The organism is Halomonas sp. IOP_14 (assembly GCF_021021315.1).
GTDB classification, from domain to species: Bacteria; Pseudomonadota; Gammaproteobacteria; order Pseudomonadales; family Halomonadaceae; genus Vreelandella; species Vreelandella titanicae.
Genome location: NZ_JAINWD010000029.1, coordinates 1 through 20,814, shown reverse-complemented (window position 1 = coordinate 20,814; position 20,814 = coordinate 1). Strand labels below are relative to the sequence as shown.

21 protein-coding genes are annotated in these 20,814 nt (G+C 52.3%); 13 read left to right on the top strand and 8 right to left on the bottom strand.

Features of this window, described 5'->3' with window-relative positions; all coding sequences use genetic code 11:
- The first annotated feature begins 57 nt into the window (after nucleotides 1-57).
- A complete protein-coding gene (locus tag K7H09_RS17075; protein WP_230805300.1) occupies nucleotides 58-2,244 on the top strand; it encodes a malate synthase G in 2,187 nt (728 codons plus the stop codon).
- 85 nt (nucleotides 2,245-2,329) lie between these two features.
- Nucleotides 2,330-2,746 carry a PaaI family thioesterase gene (locus K7H09_RS17070; RefSeq protein ID WP_039857653.1) on the top strand — a complete coding sequence of 139 codons (417 nt, stop codon included), beginning with the start codon at nucleotides 2,330-2,332 and terminating at the stop codon, nucleotides 2,744-2,746.
- An 11-nt stretch (nucleotides 2,747-2,757) separates the two neighbouring features.
- Here K7H09_RS17070 and K7H09_RS17065 read toward each other — a convergent pair whose 3' ends face one another.
- The 3 genes from K7H09_RS17065 to K7H09_RS17055 all read right to left on the bottom strand — a co-directional run bounded on the left by K7H09_RS17065 (nucleotide 2,758) and on the right by K7H09_RS17055 (nucleotide 5,475).
- Nucleotides 2,758-3,201 carry a DUF411 domain-containing protein gene (locus K7H09_RS17065; protein WP_141440358.1) on the bottom strand — a complete coding sequence of 148 codons (444 nt, stop codon included), beginning with the start codon at nucleotides 3,199-3,201 and terminating at the stop codon, nucleotides 2,758-2,760.
- A 202-nt stretch (nucleotides 3,202-3,403) separates the two neighbouring features.
- A complete protein-coding gene (locus K7H09_RS17060) occupies nucleotides 3,404-4,816 on the bottom strand; it encodes an ATP-binding protein (RefSeq protein WP_141440357.1) in 1,413 nt (470 codons plus the stop codon).
- Entirely contained in the window at nucleotides 4,813-5,475 is a 663-nt protein-coding gene (locus K7H09_RS17055; protein ID WP_009286204.1) for a response regulator, read from the bottom strand. Before K7H09_RS17055 ends, K7H09_RS17060 begins: the two co-directional genes overlap by 4 nt.
- A 217-nt stretch (nucleotides 5,476-5,692) precedes the next feature.
- Between K7H09_RS17055 and K7H09_RS17050 the strand changes: the two genes are divergently transcribed.
- From K7H09_RS17050 to K7H09_RS17035, 4 genes are all read left to right on the top strand, one after another.
- Complete coding sequence (locus tag K7H09_RS17050) at nucleotides 5,693-6,883, top strand: glycosyltransferase family 9 protein (RefSeq protein WP_230805298.1); 1,191 nt, start codon at nucleotides 5,693-5,695, stop codon at nucleotides 6,881-6,883.
- A gap of 77 nt (nucleotides 6,884-6,960) precedes the next feature.
- Complete coding sequence (locus K7H09_RS17045) at nucleotides 6,961-7,338, top strand: diacylglycerol kinase (protein WP_230805296.1); 378 nt, start codon at nucleotides 6,961-6,963, stop codon at nucleotides 7,336-7,338.
- Nucleotides 7,320-8,006, top strand: coding sequence for a phosphatase PAP2 family protein (locus K7H09_RS17040; protein WP_035539266.1), 687 nt, complete (start codon nucleotides 7,320-7,322; stop codon nucleotides 8,004-8,006). Before K7H09_RS17045 ends, K7H09_RS17040 begins: the two co-directional genes overlap by 19 nt.
- 24 nt (nucleotides 8,007-8,030) lie before the next feature.
- Nucleotides 8,031-9,701 (top strand): phosphoethanolamine transferase, encoded by a 1,671-nt coding sequence (locus K7H09_RS17035; RefSeq protein WP_230805294.1) that lies wholly within the window; start codon nucleotides 8,031-8,033, stop codon nucleotides 9,699-9,701.
- A 478-nt stretch (nucleotides 9,702-10,179) separates the two neighbouring features.
- Here K7H09_RS17035 and K7H09_RS17030 read toward each other — a convergent pair whose 3' ends face one another.
- The gene (locus K7H09_RS17030) at nucleotides 10,180-10,563 is read right to left on the bottom strand and encodes a DUF423 domain-containing protein (protein WP_039857659.1); all 384 of its coding nucleotides are present in this window, start codon (nucleotides 10,561-10,563) and stop codon (nucleotides 10,180-10,182) included.
- Between the two features lie 137 nt (nucleotides 10,564-10,700).
- Between K7H09_RS17030 and thiS the strand changes: the two genes are divergently transcribed.
- Genes thiS through trmB form a run of 3 tightly spaced genes read left to right on the top strand, consistent with a single transcriptional unit; the run spans nucleotide 10,701 to nucleotide 12,513 of the window.
- Nucleotides 10,701-10,907: a sulfur carrier protein ThiS gene (gene thiS, locus K7H09_RS17025; RefSeq protein WP_022521266.1), complete on the top strand. Its 207-nt coding sequence runs from the start codon at nucleotides 10,701-10,703 to the stop codon at nucleotides 10,905-10,907.
- 10 nt (nucleotides 10,908-10,917) lie between these two features.
- Nucleotides 10,918-11,727 (top strand): thiazole synthase, encoded by an 810-nt coding sequence (locus K7H09_RS17020; protein WP_041157303.1) that lies wholly within the window; start codon nucleotides 10,918-10,920, stop codon nucleotides 11,725-11,727.
- Between the two features lie 15 nt (nucleotides 11,728-11,742).
- The gene (gene trmB / locus K7H09_RS17015) at nucleotides 11,743-12,513 is read left to right on the top strand and encodes a tRNA (guanosine(46)-N7)-methyltransferase TrmB (protein WP_141440354.1); all 771 of its coding nucleotides are present in this window, start codon (nucleotides 11,743-11,745) and stop codon (nucleotides 12,511-12,513) included.
- 64 nt (nucleotides 12,514-12,577) lie between these two features.
- Here trmB and K7H09_RS17010 read toward each other — a convergent pair whose 3' ends face one another.
- Both K7H09_RS17010 and K7H09_RS17005 read right to left on the bottom strand, forming a co-directional pair.
- Nucleotides 12,578-13,180: a glutathione S-transferase N-terminal domain-containing protein gene (locus tag K7H09_RS17010; protein WP_141440353.1), complete on the bottom strand. Its 603-nt coding sequence runs from the start codon at nucleotides 13,178-13,180 to the stop codon at nucleotides 12,578-12,580.
- 41 nt (nucleotides 13,181-13,221) lie between these two features.
- Complete coding sequence (locus K7H09_RS17005) at nucleotides 13,222-14,139, bottom strand: LysR family transcriptional regulator (RefSeq protein WP_039857665.1); 918 nt, start codon at nucleotides 14,137-14,139, stop codon at nucleotides 13,222-13,224.
- A 227-nt stretch (nucleotides 14,140-14,366) separates the two neighbouring features.
- On the opposite strand from K7H09_RS17005, the gene K7H09_RS17000 reads away from it, so the two are divergent.
- The 4 genes from K7H09_RS17000 to argE are packed head-to-tail and all read left to right on the top strand — an operon-like array spanning nucleotide 14,367 to nucleotide 18,616.
- Entirely contained in the window at nucleotides 14,367-15,332 is a 966-nt protein-coding gene (locus K7H09_RS17000) for a Bug family tripartite tricarboxylate transporter substrate binding protein (RefSeq protein WP_035555028.1), read from the top strand.
- Between the two features lie 59 nt (nucleotides 15,333-15,391).
- On the top strand, nucleotides 15,392-15,895 hold the full coding sequence (locus K7H09_RS16995) for a tripartite tricarboxylate transporter TctB family protein (RefSeq protein ID WP_035555025.1): 504 nt from the start codon (nucleotides 15,392-15,394) through the stop codon (nucleotides 15,893-15,895).
- Between the two features lie 25 nt (nucleotides 15,896-15,920).
- Nucleotides 15,921-17,393, top strand: a complete 1,473-nt coding sequence (locus K7H09_RS16990) for a tripartite tricarboxylate transporter permease (RefSeq protein ID WP_039857670.1) — start codon at nucleotides 15,921-15,923, stop codon at nucleotides 17,391-17,393.
- A 35-nt stretch (nucleotides 17,394-17,428) separates the two neighbouring features.
- Complete coding sequence (gene argE / locus K7H09_RS16985; protein ID WP_141440352.1) at nucleotides 17,429-18,616, top strand: acetylornithine deacetylase; 1,188 nt, start codon at nucleotides 17,429-17,431, stop codon at nucleotides 18,614-18,616.
- 22 nt (nucleotides 18,617-18,638) lie between these two features.
- On the opposite strand, the gene K7H09_RS16980 is transcribed toward argE, so the two are convergent.
- Both K7H09_RS16980 and thpD read right to left on the bottom strand, forming a co-directional pair.
- Complete coding sequence (locus K7H09_RS16980) at nucleotides 18,639-19,631, bottom strand: 2-hydroxyacid dehydrogenase (RefSeq protein WP_141440351.1); 993 nt, start codon at nucleotides 19,629-19,631, stop codon at nucleotides 18,639-18,641.
- A 5-nt stretch (nucleotides 19,632-19,636) separates the two neighbouring features.
- Nucleotides 19,637-20,548, bottom strand: a complete 912-nt coding sequence (thpD, locus tag K7H09_RS16975; RefSeq protein ID WP_141440350.1) for an ectoine hydroxylase — start codon at nucleotides 20,546-20,548, stop codon at nucleotides 19,637-19,639.
- Nucleotides 20,549-20,814: the final 266 nt, after the last annotated feature.

The following is a 20,814-nucleotide window of genomic DNA, read 5'->3' as shown; positions in this document are numbered from 1 at the left end:
TTTTACGCTGACCGTAGCAAACACATCACCCACTGGCATCCTCACAGGAGAAACCCCATGAGCGAGCGTATCACGCGCCACCGTTTACAGGTGGCAGCCGATCTAGATCGTTTTATAAATGAGCAGGCGCTACCGGGAACAGGTGTTGATGAAAACGCCTTTTGGGCCGGTGTGGATGCCCTGTTTCATGATTTGACCCCTAAAAATCGTCAATTGCTCGAAGAGCGCGACACGCTGCAAGAGAAGCTAGATGCATGGCACCGGGAAAACCCCGGCCCGGTCACCGATATGCCGGGATACCGCCGCTTCCTGAAAGAGGTTGGCTACCTGGCAGAAGCGCCGGCTAACGTAAAAGCGACCACCGCCAACGTTGACCGTGAAGTTGCCGTTCAGGCAGGCCCGCAGTTGGTTGTGCCGGTGAGCAACGCACGCTATGCGCTGAACGCGGCGAACGCCCGCTGGGGCAGCCTTTACGACGCCCTGTACGGCACCGATGCGATTTCCGAAGAGGATGGCGCGGAGAAAGGCACCAGCTTTAACCCCAAACGTGGCGCCAAAGTGATTGCCTACGCCCGTGGCGTGCTTGACCGCGCGGCACCGCTGGCGACTGGCTCGCACCGGGATGCGGTGAACTACGCCATTCGTGATGAGCACTTGGTGGTGTCGCTGGAAGGCGGTCGTGAGACGGGCCTTAAGGATTCCGGCAAGTTGATTGGTTTTACCGGCGAAGCGGCCAAGCCCGACGCGATTCTGTTAGGTAACAACGGCCTGCATCTGGAAATCCAGATCGACCCTAACGACGCCATCGGCAAAACCGACCCGGCAGGCGTTAAAGATGTCGTGGTAGAAGCCGCCCTGACCGCCATCATGGATTGCGAAGACTCCGTTGCCGCAGTGGATTCAGAAGACAAAGTGGGTGTTTACAGCAACTGGCTGGGCCTGATGAAGGGCGATCTGGAAGAGAAGATCGAAAAAGGCGGCAAGACGTTTACCCGCAAGCTGAACGCCGACCGCACCTGGCAAACCACCGATGGCAGCAGCGTCACGCTACCCGGCCGTTCGCTGATGTTCGTGCGCAATGTGGGTCACTTAATGACCACACCGGCGATTTTGGATGAGAACGGTAACGAGCTGCCGGAAGGTATCCTTGATGCCGTGGTTACCTCGCTGCTCGCGTTGCATGATCTGAAGAAAGACGCTGACCAGCCGCGCAACTCGCGCACTGGCTCTGTTTATATCGTCAAGCCGAAGATGCACGGCCCTAAAGAAGTTGCCTTCGCCAACGAGCTGTTTAGCCGCGTTGAAGACATTTTGGGCATGAACCGCGACACCCTGAAAATGGGTATCATGGACGAAGAGCGTCGCACCACCGTTAACCTCAAGGCGTGTATCGCTGAAGCGGCTTCACGGGTGGCATTTATCAACACCGGCTTCCTCGACCGTACCGGCGACGAAATGCATACCGCCATGGAAGCGGGTCCCATGGTGCGCAAGGGCGACATGAAAAGCGCCGCTTGGATTCAGGCCTACGAGAAGAGCAACGTGCAAGTGGGCCTTGCCTGCGGTCTGCGCGGTCGTGCCCAGATTGGTAAAGGCATGTGGGCCATGCCTGACCTGATGCACAACATGCTAGAGCAGAAAATCGGCCATCCGAAAGCGGGTGCCAACACGGCTTGGGTGCCTTCACCTACGGCCGCTGCGCTTCACGCGCTGCACTATCATCAGGTCAACGTCACCGACGTTCAGCGCGAGCTGGAAGCGTTGGGTGAGCCCGACTACCTGGACGACCTACTCACCGTGCCAGTAGCGGAAAACGCCAACTGGTCAGATGAAGAGAAGCAGCAGGAGCTGGATAACAACTGCCAGGGTATTCTCGGCTACGTAGTTCGCTGGGTAGAGCACGGCGTCGGTTGCTCGAAAGTGCCGGATATCCACAACGTAGGCCTGATGGAAGACCGCGCCACGCTGCGTATCTCCAGCCAGCACATTGCCAACTGGCTACACCACGGCATTGTCGATGCACCGCGAGTGGAAGAGACCCTCAAGCGCATGGCCAAGGTAGTCGACGAGCAGAACGCTGGCGACCCCACCTACACCGCCATGAGCGCCAATTTTGAAGGCTCCACGGCTTTCAAAGCCGCCTCCGACCTGATCTTCAAAGGCCGCGTACAGCCTTCCGGCTACACCGAGCCGCTACTCCACGAGTGGCGTCAGGTGCATAAGGCCCAGGTGCATAAGGCATAGGTGCATAAGGCATAGTAAGTTCGTTTTATGGTGTAATCAGCCTCGAGGTTCATCCCTCGGGGCTTTTTTATAAAGGAAAACAACAATGACCGTAATGACTGCCGAGCAAATCGAACACTTTTTAGACGAAGTGTTTCCCCAGCGGATGGGCAAGATAGAGAGCGTGGGCGAAATGACGGCCACCCTGCGCTTGAAGATAGGCAACGAGCATCTGCGACCCGGTCCACGGGTTTCCGGGCCCACCATGATGGGCTTTGCGGATGTAGCTATGTATGTGGCGATATTGGCGCAGATTGGCCCCGAACCCATGGCGGTGACCAGCGACTTAAACTGCCACTTCCTCCGCGCAGCGTCAGGTGATCATGACATTATCGCCCACGCCAAGCTGATCAAACTCGGCCGCCGCTTAGCGGTGGGCGAAGTTCAACTCTTCTCAGTCAGCGACGAAACGCGCCCTGTGGTGCATGTCACCGCCAGCTATGCGCTGCCCGAAAAGCCTTAAGGGACCGTCAATTACGGCGCCAACGTCATGAACGGCTCATCTTGCTGATCGCTAAACGCGTAGACGTTATAGGGTTCATCCTGAGGCCCCGGCATACCCGGAGTGCCAATGGGCATACCCGCCAAACCAATACCGCCAACATCAGGCTGTTGCTCAAACAACGCCTGAACGGCCTCCATCGGTACGTGACCTTCGATCCAATACTCGCCCATCTTGATGGTATGGCACGACCCCAGGCCATAGGGCACACCCGCCTGCTGCTTGATATCGCCTAGCTCTACGTCATCAATAATCGTTACTTCTACGCCGAGCTCTTCGAGGTGGCGCGCATAAGCATCACAGCAGCCACACTGGGGATTTTTATACAGCGTGGCCTCGTCAGGCAGTGCCGCCTGGGCCGAGGTGGCCCCCAGAACCAAAGCACTAGATAAAACCGTAGCGGTAAAACGTTTCATGAGCGATTTCCTTGGGGTGTATGGCTAAACAGTTATCTGGCTAGCAGGACGACAAGAGTCATAAAAGACATTAACAGCCAGTATTTACCTCAACTTGTTTTTTGTCACGGGTCAATTTAGGGAACTGATGTCAGGCGTTTTTCAGGTTAGCTCGGTACAAAACATTGGTAACCAGGGCAACTAAGGGCAAGCATAATGCCCATTATTCCGTTTCTCGCTGACTTTGGCACCACGTCACACTGACCTCTAACCCACTGGTCGTGCGGTTGCTAAGCGTAAGACGTGCGCTTTGTCGCTGGGCTAATTCCGAGACAATCGATAAACCTAATCCGCTACCGGTGGTGCCCTGGCCAGATGCACGCCTAAAGCGCTCAGTGACTTTATCCAATAGTGCCTCGGGGAGTCCGGGGCCAGTATCTTTCACAATAAGTTGAGGAAAACCCTCATCAAGCGCCAATTCTACCTCCACCCAGCCGCCTTCTGGCGTATAGCGCAAGGCATTATCCAGTAAGTTACGAAAGAGAATTCCCACCTCGACTTCGTCGGCACGCACCTCCAGCCGGGTTAATCCTGTTAGCCTCAAATGCTGATCTCGCTCTTCAGCGAGTGGCCATAGCTCTGCTACCAATTCAGCAACAATAGGATAGAGATCGATAGTGGCCGGTGAGGTTGTGGCTACTTGATCCAAACGAGCCAAAATAAGCAGTTGTTCTACCACCCGCTGCAGCCGTTCTACTCCGATATAAGCCTTTTTTAATGATTGCTCTCCCCCCTCCTGCGCGTTATCCAGATGAATTCTCAGCGCTGCTAAGGGAGTACGTAATTCATGGGCCGCATCTGCTGTAAAGCGCCTCTCGCGCTCTAACGTTTCTTTCAACCGGGCGATAAAGTCGTTTAGCGATTGGCGTAATTCATTAAGCTCTTGAGGAACCGGGTCATCAATTTTACGCAGGTCGTGGGCGGAGCGGCCTTGTACCTGGTTGGAAAGCGCTTGAATGGGCGCAATACCTCGCCGGATAATACGACTCATCAGCCAAAGGAGGAGTGGGAGCAAAAAGAGCATCGGCAATAAATTGTTCCAGGTGATGCGCTCCACCACTTCATCATGAAACGAACCTCGCAGCCCCATGCTGATCCAGGTATTGCTGGCAACATCGAACATGCTGAAAACCCGCCAACGATGACCATCGTAGCTTTCCCAGCGAAAACCCTCCTCTAAAGGCGCGGGGAAAGGCCCGGCATCATTCCATTTGCCCCCTAGAAGCCTGGGTGAGCCATCGGCATTCCAAAAACCCAGTACTAATTTAAGCTCTTCCTCGTGGTAAAGCTTGATACCTGATTCAAAGCTGCTGTCGGGCACTGTGTTACCGTCGCGATATAGCTGAGCCGGATGTTCTGGAAGGCCCATGCGCGAAGCCAGTCGAACATAGTCGTCAATGGTCGCGTTGGGATCGAGTTGGCCAGCCACAATCCGGCTATGCAGACTAAGCTGTGTATCGAGAATTTCTTCTAGCTCGTGATCCGTAATTAAGTAGGCCGCGGTAACCGCGACTCCCCCGGCGACAACCATGGTAATGGCCAGGGTACGAAGTAGATAACGCCGTATCGATATCATTGTGCTTGGCTATCCAGCCGGTAGCCAATTCCGCGCACATTAATGATCAAATGTTTTTCAAGTTTTTTACGCAGATGATGAATGTGAACTTCCACCGCATTGGACTCTATCTCATCGCCCCAACCGTAAAGCAAACTTTCTAAACGAGGACGAGATAGCACTCTGTCGGGATGCCTAGCTAGCTCTAACAACAAGGCATACTCCCGTCGGCCCAACTTTACGTCTTTGCCCCGCCAACTCACCGCATGACGAGCCTCATCAATACTCAGTGCACCCAGCGTCAACATCTGCGAGGCGCGTCCCTCAGCGCGCCGCATTACGACACGCAAACGGGCAAGTAACTCCTGCAAATTAAATGGCTTGAGTACATAGTCATCCGCCCCAGCATCTAAGCCGCCAATACGGTCTTCCATCGCATCACGGGCCGTCAAAATCAGAATAGGCAGAGTTGACTGCTGACGGAGTAAATGCAGTACCTGCATACCGTCCATATCGGGCAGCCCAAGATCCAAAATAATCACACTGAAGGTCTCGCTATTGACAGCATTGATTGCTTCACGCCCAAGCATAAACCAATCGACTGTATACCCCTCTCGCTCCAGGGCTGTCTTAATGCCATCCCCAAGCAGGGGATCGTCTTCTATCAGCAGTGCGCGCATTCTGCTTCCTCAATCGTCAAACCTTTATTGTGGATGCCAAAACTTAAGCTTTTCTTAAATACGGAGACTTATAACCCACAAAGTAGTTTCGTCTAAACTAAACCAGTAAGCCTACCACTCTATTTTTGTAAAGCTCTTACACAGTTTAACTCTTCTTTAAGTTATTAGGCTCATGCTGCCTCTTCCGCCGTGGGAAAAGCCAAAAGAGCGCCAGAGCATGCATTTACTAACCCTCATTAGAACAAACTATTATTTAAAAATAATGGCTCGTGGTTTAGAAAAAGGAATGAAACGATATTTACTGAGAGGTATACGGTATATCGTCAAACCGCCTGCGCCAGAAACCATCGACAGCCTTGTGGGTATAGAAAAAATTCTAATTATTCGCCCCAATTTTCGTCTGGGAAATGCGCTAATCAGCACCCCTGTCATTGATGCTTTTCGTGAACGTTTTCCTTCCGCACGCATAGACTATCTAGCGACGGATAAAACTTTTCCACTGTTGCAACAACGACCTATTGACCATTTTTATTTACTGTCGAGATCCACGATCCTTCGTCCTTGGAAGTGTGTGACATTATTACGACGCCTAAGGGCTCAACGTTATGATCTAGCGGTACAAGTGAGCGGAGGATCAACGAGCGGTTTTATAGTGACCCAGTTAATAGGGGCACGGTATAGCATGGGTTCACGTAAAGGTCACCAGCGATGGTACAGCATTGAGGCGGAAGGGAAGTCATCACATGCCTACGATGCCATCATTAATTTAACACATCAGCTCGGTGTCGCTTGCCGTAATCGGCCATTGCTCCAGCTAACGAAGCAGGAGCGCTCTCAGGCAATGACGAAGATAAGACAGTTAACCAGTCTTCATAGCGATCACCCATCAGATACTGACTTTATTGCTATCTTCGTAGGTGGGCATCAAAACAAACGTTGGCCGTTAGCATTTTGGCTAATGCTCATCGATGCCATGGAAGCCCACAAAATACGCTATGTCGTTTTCCTTGGGCCCGAGGAGTTTAGGCTTCTAGCACCTATTGAGCAGCGTTTAAAGTCCTCCCTCTACGGCAGCTTATGCCCACCTCTTCCTATCCGTCACTTTGCCGTCGTTTTGGAGCGTGCCCAATTACTCGTGACACCAGACTCAGGGCCTATGCATTTAGCGGCAGCGCTCGACGTCCCCACAATATCCCTGGTACGCCAGCAAAAATCTCTCGCCTTCGTACCTCGAGAATCCTATGACACCATCCTTTGGCGCCCAGAGATCAACACGGTAGTAGAAGCCATACAAGCTAATGTTGACGGGCAAGCCTCAACGCCCCCCGGTCAGCCGACCTCTGTAAAATACTATCCAAAACAGTACGTAACACCACCACCTAGTGCAGTCCATACGTACGCCCGTTAATGAATGAAAGCGCATAACTATTCGTTAAGTTTTGCGCTTTATAGTGGCCCTAATATTACGTCACCGAGTCTACCGCCTTGCATATTTCCACTACGCCAAAACCCAATGGCAAGGGTTTTAAACGTATTTTCCGTGCTTCTATTAATGCAGTTTCTGGTTTAGAAGCTTGCTGGAAAAATGAATCCGCTTTTAGGCAAGAGGTATTGCTATGCCTCATCCTCTACCCCTTTATATTTTTTGTTAATGTCACTTGCGTGGAAAAAGCGTTGCTGTTTTTTTCACTTACATCTGTATTGATAGTGGAACTCATCAACTCCGCCATCGAAAACACTATTGACCGCATCGGACTTGAAAATAACGAACTTAGTGGGCGAGCTAAAGACATGGGAGCAGCCGCCGTCATGTTGACAATTTTCATGATGGTCGGTGTGTGGCTATGCGTACTGCTAAACTAAACTCCCTCAAACCCTTGGTAACTGTTTGGCTTTTATTTTTGGCAGCCATGTCAGTTTTTAGTGTTTTAGGCATAGATTTTTCACTAGCTGATTTTATATATCATCTTCAGGGTAATACTTGGGCATGGAAAGACACCTTGATTACCCAAGATATTCTTCACAAAGGCGGTAAGTGGCTAAGTCTGGCTATGGGGTTAGCCACACTTCTTCTATTGATACTAAGCACCACTGCTACTCGTCTTAAAGACTATCGCACTCCACTTTTTTATCTTTTTTCTGCAACGCTTGTTTCGGCATTACTTGTGGCGACTATTAAGCACCTGGTGAGCATGGAATGCCCTTGGGATTTAATTCGCTATGGAGGGGAACGAAACTTTATTGGCTTGCTCGACATACGCCCTCCTGTAATGCCAGCGTCCGCTTGCTTTCCAGCCGGGCATGCCAGCGCAGGATATACGTGGATAGCACTTTACTTCTTTTTGGCCGCCACACTGCCCCGCTGGCGATGGGCAGGGCTTGTGCTGGGTTTAGGGCTTGGCCTTACGTTTGGGATCACTCAACAGTTACGCGGGGCGCACTTTCTGTCCCACGACCTCTGGACCATCATGATTTGCTGGACTGTAAGCTTTGCCCTTTCAAGATTTTTATTACCTCCCAGAGTGCATTAATTTTTTCACACAGAGAGCCTTTCGATGCCCCCTTTGTTGTCCTTGCCTTTAAAAATTGTTTACACCGCTGGGCATTATCGTCCCATATTGAGCACGGAGCAACTTGTCTTATGGGCCGTTGTCATATTCAGTGTTTTTTACAATGCGCCTTTTTGGCAACAAGCCCTTGTTGGCTATGATCTTCTTGCAGTTCAGACGTGGCTTACCTTCGCCAATATGTTTTTGGTAATGACCTGCATTCATTTTTTGGTCTTCGTTAGCCTTGTTATTCGAACGTTGGTAAAGCCCCTATTAACCTTACTGTTTCTAATAGCCGCCTTCGTCAGCTACTTTACCACTTACTATGGCACCTATTTTGATACTTCAATGTTAGACAATGTGCTTCAAACGGATACTAACGAAGCACGGGAGCTTCTTACAGCTGGCTTGCTGATTCATTTGGCAATCTTTTTTGGTTTGCCTACCCTTATCATTTGGAGAGTTAAAATCGCGCCTTCAACCTGGAAGAAGGCTGTTTTGCGCCGCTCAGCTTATTACCTCGCCAGTACGACTATATTGCTGTTAGCGATCGTCTTATCTTATCAAGAAGTATCGTCACTCATGCGCAACAATAAAGAGCTTCGCTACTTGGTGACTCCAGGCAATTATATTGTTTCGATGGCGCAGGCAGTTTTCAGCCAGCACGCTTCCGCAAATACGGTGCGCTCCCCAGTGGGAGAAGATGCCCGTATCAGTTCACAAGTGGGTGACAAACCCACGCTGCTCATCATCGTGGTGGGCGAAACGGCGCGGGCGGCGAATTGGGGGTTAAATGGTTATGAACGTCAAACCACGCCCAAACTTGCCCAACAGCCCGACGTTATTAATTTTTCAGACGTTACCGCATGCGGCACCAGCACGGCTGCCTCATTACCCTGCATGTTTTCATTACCGGGGCGTGCCGATTACGTTAAATTCTATGCTCAGCAACATGAATCCTTACTGGACGTATTAGCACACGCCGGTTTAGAGGTCACCTGGCTTGATAACCAGTCGGGCTGCAAAGGCGTCTGCGAAGGAGTGACGACAAAAGCACTCTCTCCAGAGGACTACGCTTCTTTATGCCAAGATGGGCGCTGCTTGGACGAGGCACTGGTTCAAGCCTTAACCATGCAAATTAGCAGCACCCCAACTGATCAGGTGATAGTGCTGCATCAGCTAGGCAACCATGGCCCCAGCTATTACCAGCGTTACCCTGCTGACTACGAACGTTTTGTTCCTGCTTGCACCACCGCTGATTTAGCGAAGTGCTCAAGAGATGCCATTACCAATAGCTACGACAATGCCATTCTATATACCGACACTGTGTTGAATCAGGTAATTGAGACGTTAAAGCGTCAGGATGACTACGCAGCTGCGATGATCTATCTCTCTGATCATGGTGAATCACTGGGTGAAAAAGGGCTTTATTTGCACGGCATTCCCTACGCCATTGCCCCCGACGAACAGACGCATGTGCCTATGGTTTGGTGGCTTTCCAGCACCTTTTCACAGCAGCAAGGGCTAGATACGGACTGCTTACACCAGATTTCCGACAAAGCCGCCTCACACGACAACCTATTTCACAGCGTGTTGGGTTTGCTTGGCGTATCAAGTACTGTCTATCAGCAGGAACAAGATATTAGCCAAACGTGCCGACAACCCAACAGCAGTTAAACGCGTAAGTAATCGGTAATTATTCAGTGGCAAAATTGATTCAGCTTCATCACAACTCAGGTGCGTCGGCATGCTCATAACTCTTTTATCAAAGACTCACCCGTTTTTTGAAAGGCGGCTCTTATCAACAAAAAAGACAGCACCTGAGGATTCGATAAATAAGGATGATACTGCTCTCATTTTCAAGCAATGGTTTTCATTTCGGTTATGCGTAGTTTTAATCAGCTTGCTAAGCGCTCTCCTTATGCTATTTGAGATAGAGTCACTTGAAGTCATTATCGCTATTTTCAGTATTGGGGTTAGCAGCACAGCGCAGCTATTGAGGTTAGGCAATACAAGCACAGCTATGTGTAGCCGTATTTACCCTTTACGGGGCGAGGTGATAGAGACACTGGACGCGATAGGTATGGCAGGCGTTGGTACTGTGGTTGTTTTATATCTTTTAATCTAACTGCTCTGCGCGAATAGCCCTTACCTGTTAAGTGCGGCTGCATAATAACGCTATCACCCCAAGCGCCAGCCAACCGGCCATCAACAGCAGCCCGCCAATGGGAGTGACAATGCCAAGATTCAGTCCTGCCAGCGCCATCAGGTAGAGCGAGCCTGAAAAGCAGCCCATGCCTAGCGCCCACAGCGCCAGCACCCAACGCTGTCCGGCAAGCGGCTGCACTTGGCGCCATACCAGCACGATCATGATGGCCAGCGTGTGCCAGGCCTGGTAACGCACACCGGTTTCAACGGCACTCACCATCGCTTCTGTGGTGCGCGCCGCCAAACCATGGGCTGCATAGGCGCCTAGCATCACCAGTATGGCGCCTGAAAGGGCCGCTATACACCACCACACTTTATCTGTTCGCTGCACGCTGCTCTCCTACTCCTATTATGGTTGGCATACATCACGCTGTTTGCACCTACGGCTTACCTTGCGCGGTGTGAAACCGCTACAATAGAGAATGCCTTAGAGAACGAACTACCACGACGAATGAGACACGCCTATCTATGTCTATCCAGATACGTCTAAACGGTGAACCCCATACGCTGTCGACCGGCCTAACCGCCGCTGACTTAGTTGAACAGCTGGGCCTTAGCGGTCGTCGTATCGCCGTCGAAATTAACGAAGAGATCGTCCCCCGCAGCCAGCACGCCGACACCCGCCTGGTCGATGGCGACCACGTAGAAGTTGTCCACGCGATTGGCGGCGGTTAGAGGAAACACTATGACCCAACAAACGCATGTAGCGCTAGCCGATACCCCGCTAACCATCGCCGGACGCGATTTTCAATCGCGCCTGCTGGTGGGCACAGGCAAGTACAAAGACTTTACCGAAACCGGCGCCGCCATTGCCCAAAGTGGCGCTGAAATTGTGACCTTTGCGGTACGCCGTACTAATTTAGGCCAGGACGCCGATGCGCCCAACCTGTTAGACGCTATTTCCCCCGATCGCTACACCCTGCTGCCCAATACCGCCGGTTGCTACACCGCTAAAGATGCGGTGCGCACCTGCCGCCTGGCCCGCGAGCTGCTCGACGGTCACAATCTGGTCAAGCTGGAAGTGCTCGGCGACGATCATACGCTTTACCCCAATGTGGTCGAGACGCTAAAAGCCGCTGAAACGCTGCTCGCCGATGGCTTTGACGTCATGGTGTACACCAGCGACGATCCTATTGTGGCACGCGAATTAGAAGCTATGGGTTGCTGCGCCATCATGCCGCTGGGCTCACTGATTGGTTCGGGCCATGGCATTCAGAACCCACACAACGTGCGCTTGATTGTGGAACAGAGCAAGGTACCGGTACTCGTGGACGCGGGCATTGGCACCGCTTCTGATGCTGCCATGGCCATGGAGCTAGGCTGCGACGGCGTACTGCTTAATACCGCCATTGCCCACGCCCGCGAGCCGCTACGCATGGCCAACGCCATGAAGCTGGCCGTGGAGGCCGGGCGCGATGCGTTTCTAGCCGGCCGTATGCCGCGCCGCCAAGCCGCCGATCCTTCTTCACCTTTCGCTGGCCGTATTAACGGTTAATTGATTCGAGACCCCATGACTGAACCCAACGATACCGTACCAGAAAGTCACACCGCGCCCGAAAGCAACGCCACTACAGGGCCGGAAGGTACGGATGCACCGCTGCATCGCCGCGGCATTAAAAGCTATGTGATCCGCGCGGGCCGTATGACCCAGGCGCAAAACCGTGGCTTAGAAGATATTTGGCCGCGTTTTGGCCTGACCATCGCAGACGGCCGCCAAGATTTGGACGCGCTGTTTGGCCGTCAGGCACCGCGGGTAGTAGAAATCGGTTTTGGCATGGGCAACTCGCTGATAGAACAGGCCGAGACTCACCCAGACACCGACTTTATCGGCATCGAAGTCCACGCTCCTGGCGTTGGCAAACTGCTCGATGAAGTTGATAAGCGTGGTCTCACCAACCTGCGCGTTTACCGCGAGGACGCCCTGGCAGTGCTCGAACAGTGCCTTCCCGAAGGCTCACTAACCACGCTGCAGCTGTTCTTCCCCGACCCTTGGCCGAAGAAGAAGCACCACAAACGGCGCATCGTTCAGCCTGCCTTTGTTGAGCTGATTCGCACTCGCCTGATGCCTGGCGGCACCTTCCATATGGCCACCGACTGGGAAGCCTACGCAGAGTGGATGGCCGAGGTAATGGAAGCGGCCCCCGGCTATGCCAATACCGCCAGCGCGGAAACCGCCCCGTATGTGCCGCGCCCGGCGTTCCGCCCATTGACCAAGTTTGAAGCCCGCGGCGAGAAACTCGGCCATGGGGTTTGGGATTTGATCTATCGCCGGGAGGGGTGAATCTACGGGCTGTCTCCACCTCGCGATGGCCTAGTCTTTATGCGCTATCTGAAATAGTGGGTTCCTACTCAAATTCAGTCAGCGCGAAGCTCTCACCCTCCACCACCTTCGCCTGCCAGGCGTGTAGCGTCGGGTAGCGGTTTTGCCAATCAAAGGCTGGTAAGCGGAAGCTGATATACGCCAGCGCAACGGCAACGGTAATCGCCCCTAGGGTGCGCTGGGCACTGCCCGCTAGCACGCTGGGGTGGGCATTGAGTGTTATCAAGGTGCGTTCGATCGCTTTTAAACGGCGCTGCCCCAACAGCGTCGTATCCACTTCATTACCAGCATACTTACGGCCGATCACCACGTTGAAAGCGGCGTCCATCAAGCCCTGCCCCAACCCTGCCAGCGCCAGGGTTTCAGCTAGTGCTTTACTGGGCATCAGAGATGGCCCTTCACCCACTGCATCCAGATAGTGAGCAATCAACAACGACTCGGTGATGACGTCTCCTTCATCGGTTACCAGCGTTGGAATACGGCTAAGCGGCGTAATCTGTACAAGCTCGCTATCCGCCGCCCAAGGGTCACACCAGCAAAGCTCAGTGCGCTCGATCAGCTGCTTTTCATAGAGACACACGCGCACAACACGTGCATAGGGAGAAGAGGTATTTAAATAGAGCTGCATGGGGCGGTCTCCTGTTAAGTCATATGTTTGTCGTTACTGTTTTATTTTAGTGAAGTTAGTATTCCCATTTGATGCAAGCTATCGATTTCAGCGTATATCTCTTCGCAGAAGGATTCAGCCACATTACTTAACGGCTTGTGTTTAGATTTAAGTAAGGCAATTTCCCACTCAATGGTTGGCTCCATAGGCTTTGATACAACGGCTGTTCCCTGCAACAGCAGTTCTGCAATGGGATCAATCACTGCGACCCCAAGTCCGCGATCAACTAATGCGCACACCCCCCGCATATGGCGCATTTCAGCGGCAATATGCCGCTTTATATCCACTGTCTGCATAATGTAATCCACGCGGGCACGCAGAGGACTATCCGCCATCAGCTCTACGAATGTCTGGTTTTGTAAGCTAGTAAGCGCCACCACATCTTGCTTAGCAAGGGGGTGCGTACGATGCATGATGCACCTGGCAGAACAGCGTGCAAGACTACTAACCGTTGCTCCATAAGTGTCTGCTTCAAGCGTTATTCCCAGCGCCACATCACAGGTATTGTTGTCGATCATTTTAAGCAACTCTTGCAACCCGGCATCGATGACCCGAACGCCTACATTAGGGTGATTTTGTTTAAAGCGCTTAATGACATCGAGTAAAAAGGTATCGCAAAAAATGGGTTGTGCAGCGACTACGACACTGCCCAATTGGTTATTAGCAATAGCATCCGCGTCTTTTTGAGTATCTCGAATACTCGCCATTAGCCGTAAAACGGACGCGTGGTATAAAAACGCTTCTGACGTTGGCGAAAGCTGATTGCGGGCACGTTTGAACAAAGCAAAACCCAGCTCGTCCTCTAACCCGATGAGCAAACGACTTACCATTGACTGGCTGATTCCTAACGTTTCTGCAGCCGCTTTCGTGGTGCCATGCTTCATGAATGCATCAAAAGCTTCAATTTCTTTTATTTTCATGGTGTTAATCCCACTCAAGAAGTCTTTTACTCAATAAACAGCGAATAAAAACAACGTTTATAAACAATAAGCTTGCAACTTTGGCTCACCACTAGAACAAAATCGAATACTAAATCGAATTGTTGCAACAAATTTCATACCTGTCTATGTTAAAAGCGCTGGGTTCAAAAATGCTATTAATAAATCCACTCCATGAAAGCTATGCAACAACGATTGCGGAGATAAGTATGAAACTCACCTTAAGCTTAGCGGCAGCAACGCTGCTCGCTGCCTCCACCGCCTATGCTCAGAGCTACCCTTCCGAACCCGTCACACTGGTAGTCCCTTATGGCCCAGGCGGCGCCTCCGATCTGGCCGGTCGGGCGCTAGCGGAGTCGGCTCGCGAATATTTAGGACAGCCTGTCACGGTCGTCAATCAAGCTGGCGCAGGTGGAATGACCGGCGCTCGCGATGTGACACAAGCTGACGCCGATGGTTACACCCTGCTGTTAGCCCGCGTCGGCATGGCTCTATCACCGGCGGTCAACGAAAACAGCAGTGTTGATTGGGATGAGTACACCTTCATCAGCCCGCTTGAAGCCACACCGATGATTCTTGCCGTGGCTGAAGACTCTCCCTATGAAAGCGTTGAGGATTTACTGGAAGGCATCGAAAACGACCCTGGTGCGATGAGCTACGCCGCTTCCGGCGCCACCGCCATTGATGGCTTTACGGTGCAGTCGCTACTGGCTGACGCGAAAATGGATCCGCTGACGGCGGCTACGTTGATTCCCTACCGTGGGGGCGGCGAACTCGCAACAGCATTACTGGGTGGGCATGTTGATTTTCTCGCCATCGCGGCAGCCTCTCTGATGCCGCATATCGAGAGCGGTGACATGCGTCCGTTAATGGTGTTCTCACCAGAGCGCATGGAAGCACTACCGGACGTGCCGACGGCTGAAGAGTTGGGTTATGAGTTGGCTGGCCAGGTGATGGGGTGGAGCGCGCTGTATGGCCCGCCAGATTTACCTGAAGAGGTCATGAATACCTGGGCAGAGGTAATGGAGCAGGTGGCTGAAGATGAAATGTGGCTCAGTCGTGCTGACGATCGTGGCTCAATTTCCACTATTGGCAGCGTCGATATGGAGACCTACGCAAAAGAGCAGTATGAGTTTTATCGCACCTTAGCGGAACAGTTTGGCTATCTAGAGTGAGTCAGCGTTAGGCACCACGTTGTCGTCACTGCATACATCATTTCATCACTGGAGGGGTCATGGGTATAACACGCGGTTTAGTTATTACGGTGCTGTTCGGTATCGTGCTGTTTTTACTGATACCCGCCTATGTGCCCCGCCCGCGCTTTATTCCAGGGTTCGCGCCACCGCCTGATATGTGGCCACGCACGGTATCCATGCTCGGCATGGCACTGGGCATACTGCTCGTCGGGCTTTCTTTTTCACGCAAAACCGAAGCAATCGCTGACCCTGAAGATGCCAGCACCATCCGCGGTGACACGCCACTTGTCACGCTGCTCACCCGCTTCGGCTGGACGGTACTCGCCTTTGCGCTCTTTATCGGTTCAGTGATGCTGCTCGGTTTTTTGCTATCGAGCATTCTGCTGTTAATGGCGATGCTGATATTGACGGGTTATTGGCGCCACAAAGTGGTGGCGGCCATCGTTGCCGTTGCACTCCCACTGGTCCTCTACCTGTTTTTCTCCAGCGCACTCAATACGCGTTTCCCTGTCGGCAGCCTTTTCAAGGCTATCGGTATTTAACTTACCGCGTATAGGACTGACCACTATGCTCAACGACCTGCTGGTTGCCTTCCAGGCGGTTGCCACCATTGAGAACTTTCTGATCATGGCCGCCGGTATTTGGGGCGGCGTGATTATCGGCGCTATTCCAGGCATGACCGGCACCATGGCGGTGACGCTGGCGCTGCCCTTTACTTTTTATATGCAGCCGATTCCGAGCATTTTGTTACTCGTCGCACTGTACAAAGGCTCGACCTACGGCGGTTCGGTATCCGCGATATTGATCAAAACGCCAGGCACTGCTTCGGCTGCCTGCACCACCCTTGATGGCTACCCATTGGCCCAGCAAGGCAAGGCAGGCAAAGCCCTCAACATGGCGCTCTATTCCTCCTGTACCGGGGATTTTATTTCCAATCTCTCGCTGATTTTTATTGCCGCGCCACTGGCGCTACTTGCGCTGCGTATTGGGCCACCCGAATACTTTATGTTGATGATTTTCGCACTTACCACCGTCGCTGGGGTGTCAGGGCGCTCGCTGCTGCTTGGGCTTGTATCGGCGTGCTTAGGGCTACTACTAGCCACAGTGGGCGAAGATATGTACGGCTCGTTCCGCTTTGATCTAACCGTGGATATGCAGAGCGGTCTTGCCGTTGCCCCCGTACTCATTGGTCTGTTTGCGATCCCAGAGCTGCTTAAAATTATTGTCTTTCGTAACAATCAAAGCCATAAGCCCATGCAGTTGGGCGATAACCGCGTAACGCGAGACGAGCTGCGCCGATCCTTAAAGGCAATGCTCAAAGGCAGCATGATTGGTGTTGTGATGGGGGCCATTCCCGGCATAGGGCCTTCGGCGGCGGCTTTCTCCTCCTACGGGGAAGCACAGCGTAGCTCAAAGAATCGCGAGAACTTTGGTAAGGGCGAACTAGAAGGGATCGCAGCATCAGAGTCCGCTAATAATGGTTGCTGTGGCTCCACCATGATCCCTTTGTTAGCACTGGGCGTGCCGGGCGATGTGATTACGGGCGTGATGCTGGGCGCCTTTATGATTCACGGCATGACCCCAGGCCCTATGCTATTTGAGAACAACCTTCATGAGGTTTACATGCTGTTTATTGGCATGTTGTTCTCTTCTGTTTTGCTGTTTGGTGCTGGTAAAGCAACGATGCGCTTTTTCTCGCATATCTCGCGCATTCCCCCCGGCTTAATGGCGCCGATCGTACTTGCTCTGTGCGTATTCGGTATTTTTTCGATCTCCAACAGTATGTATGACGTCATCGTACTGCTAGCGATGGGCATATTTGGCTTTTTCATGTTCCTGTTCGCCATTCCCGCCGCCCCCTTTTTAATCGCCTTCATTCTTGGCCCGATGCTGGAAGAGAACCTGCGTCGTGCCCTTGCGCTCTCTCGCGGTGATCCAAGCATCCTGGTGTCGTCGCCTATCACCTGGTTATTCGCTTCGCTGGCGATATTCGTGGTGGTAGTGACAATTCGTCAGCAGCTTAAAAAAGCCAAGGTCTGAGCCAAAGATTCCCTTATTGCCAAGGATTTAACGCTATGCAAGCTAGTGCTACGCCTAACGCTCACCCGCAGTTGGAAGCCGCAATATCACACCTCACCGACCTTATCGCTTACGACACAACGAGTGCTTACTCCAACCTCGAGCTTATTCATCACATCGAGAGGTTCTTCGCCAGTCTTGGCGCGGATGTGACGGTGCTGCCCGATGAGAGCGGCGAAAAGGCCAATTTAGTCGCCCGCCTGGGGCCGGCCGACGCAGCTGGCATCGTCCTCTCTGGTCATACGGACGTCGTACCCGCCAACCCGAAGAACTGGCAGAGCGACCCTTTCAAAATGGAGCAACGCGGCAACCGCTTGTTTGGTCGTGGTACCTGCGATATGAAAGGCTTTGCAGCCTGCGTTATGGCGGCGGCACCGGCGTTTGCCAACGGCGAACTACACCGACCTTTCTATTTCTGCTTCTCTCATGATGAGGAAGTAGGCTGCCTGGGTGCCCCCGCCATTGCTCGTCACTTAGCCGAGCTCAAGGTGCCACCAGCTCTGGCGATTATCGGTGAACCCAGCGAAATGAAACTGATCAACGGCCAAAAGGGCAAAATCGCCATGCGGGTGACGGTGCGCGGAGAAGGGGGCCACTCATCGTTCTCCCCTCAACACGTCAATGCGGTGGAGTATGCCTCGCGTATCATCACCATGATCGCCGAGCGATCACGACGATATGAGCAAGATGGCCCCTTCGACCACGACTTTACCGTCCCCCACGCCACAACGCTGACCACCATAATAGAAGGCGGTGTGGCGACCAACGTTACCCCTGATACCTGCAGCTTTATCTTTGAGCTACGCAGCATTGATCAGGAAGCAGCCGCCACGGACATTCAAGCACTGATCCGCGATATAGAGACTGCCCTACTCCCCGAAATGCAGCGCCAATCAGCCGATTCCGCCATTGAGTGGCAAGAGCTATTTGCCTACCCCGCCATGGGGGACGCCACCGACAGCGATATGTTCAAAAAGCTTGAACCCATTCTTCCCGAGCGTGGCGGCAAGGTATCTTATGGCTCAGAAGGCGGCGTGTTCGAGATCGATGGCGGCATACCCTCAGTGATTGTTGGGCCCGGCTCTATTCGCCAAGCCCACAAGCCCGATGAGTTCATAGAAATTGATCAACTTAGCCAGTGCCTAGCATTCTTAGATGAATTAAATGCTTGGATGAAACGCTAACGCCCCCATGAGTGAAGGTGAATTATGGGGTAGTCACTCGATGAAGGGTTCCGCTACCGCGTTCAAAAGCGTCAATATTAGCCAACGTCGTCTCGGCGATATTGGTTAGCGCTTCGGCGGTGAAGAAGGCTTGGTGTCCGGTGATCAGTACATTATGGAAGGTCGTCAGGCGCATAAACTGGTCATCGTTAATCACGCCTTGAGAGAGGTCTTCGAAGAACAGCTGCTCTTCCTCTTCATAGACATCCAGCCCTAAGCGGCCGATTTTGCCGCTTTTCAGGCCTGCTATGACGGCTTGGGTATCGACCACCCTTCCGCGGCCGGTATTGATCAGCATGACGCCTTCCTTCATTTGCGCGATGGCATCGGCATCAATCAAATGGTGAGTCTCAGGCGTCAACGGGCAGTGCAGCGAGATAATGTCGGCGCTGGCAAACAGCGTTGCTAGCGGCACGTACTCAACAAAGGATTTAGCATCCGGGCTGGGAAACGGGTCGCTGGCCACTACCCGGCAACCAAAGCCGTGCATAATATCGGCAAAAATCAGCCCAATATGCCCAGTTCCAATAATGCCTACCGTTTTACCGTGCAGGTCGAACCCCAGCAGGCCATCCAGGGCAAAATTGCCCTCCCGCACACGGTTGTAAGCGCGATAAGTCATGCGATTAAGGCTCAGCACTAGGGCGACCGCGTGTTCTGCCACTGCGTGGGGGGAGTAGGCAGGCACCCGTACCACTGTGATGCCTAACCGTTCGGCGGCAGCCAAATCAACATGGTTGAAGCCCGCCGAACGCAGCGCCACTAATCTTGTGCCACCGTTATGCAGTTGCTCTAACACGGCGGCATCAAGGCAGTCATTCACGAAGGCGCAAATCGCGTCAAAACCGTTGGCTAAGGTCGCCGTGTCTTCAGTTAAACGCGCCTCAAAAAAGCTTAAGTGGTGGCGTTGCCCCGAGTTGGCGCGTGTAAGAAAAGTGCGGTCGTAGGGTTTAGCACTAAACACGGCGATGCGCATGGGCTTTACTCGTTGAGCGGTTTTAGCGGCTCCCAATCCGAACGATTAGCTAGAAATTCCGGCCTGGGCCGGTTACCGCAGTAAGGGTCGTGCAGCGTGTTTTCAACACTGTTGTAAACAAAGAACAGATTACTTCTCGGCCAGCAAGACATATTTATGTTCGAGCCGTGCATGGTATTGCATTCAAAGATCACCAGCGAACCGGCAGGCCCCTTGGGAGCTTCGATATCGTTTTCTAGCATTATCTCGCGAAGGCTACTGGCTGGGGGCACGCCCACCTCTTGGCTTTTCAGCGACTCTTTATAGTTATTTTCCGGCGTTCGTCCGACACACGGAACAAAATAATGATGCGAGCCAGGGATCAACATTAATGGGCCGTTAAATTCACCGTTGTCAGTGAGTACGATGGAGCAACTTAACGCACGCATACGTGGCATGCCGTCTTCGCTATGCCATGTTTCAAAGTCGGAGTGCCACTCAAACCCTTTGCCTTTAAAACCTGGTTTATAGTTAATCCGTGACTGATGAATATATACATCGCTGCCAAGAAGTTGCTTAACAATCGCCAATAGCTTGGGATCCTGGGTCAAGCGCTGAAAGCGTTTTGAAACATCGTGGATGCCGAAAATAGTACGAATCTCTTCACGCCCAGGTTCAAGAATAGTGCCTTCTGAAAGTTTCAGATCAGCATCGTCTTCATATTCGCGCAGTTCTTTAAGAAAAACCTGCATGTCATCAGCGTCAAAAAATCCTTCAAACGATAGAAATCCCTTTCTTTCGTACTCATCAATTTCTGATTTGCTTAAGGGGCCATTCGCAAGCTGTGACTCATCGCCGTATACCACCGGATCGATGCGTTCAAACATTCCCAACTTTCGTTCCAAGCGAGTAGGGAATAAGTCTTGTGTATCGTTCATGGCAAACTCCTCCGTTAGTATCCATGTCAAGTAACGCTTTTAGGGGCTACTTATAAAACGTAGACGCCAAAACGCACCACAGCAATAACGCTATGTCAGCCGGCTCATCGTGCCAGCAATCATCGTTTTTAAATTCATGTTTTTAAAACAAGAGACGGAAAGCGAGGAGCGGGAGTCGAAAGGCAGTATAGGAAGCGAGAGGGTAGCAGGGGCTAAAAAAAGAAAGCCGCTCCAATGGAGCGGCAAAAAGACCGTGACTAGCAATG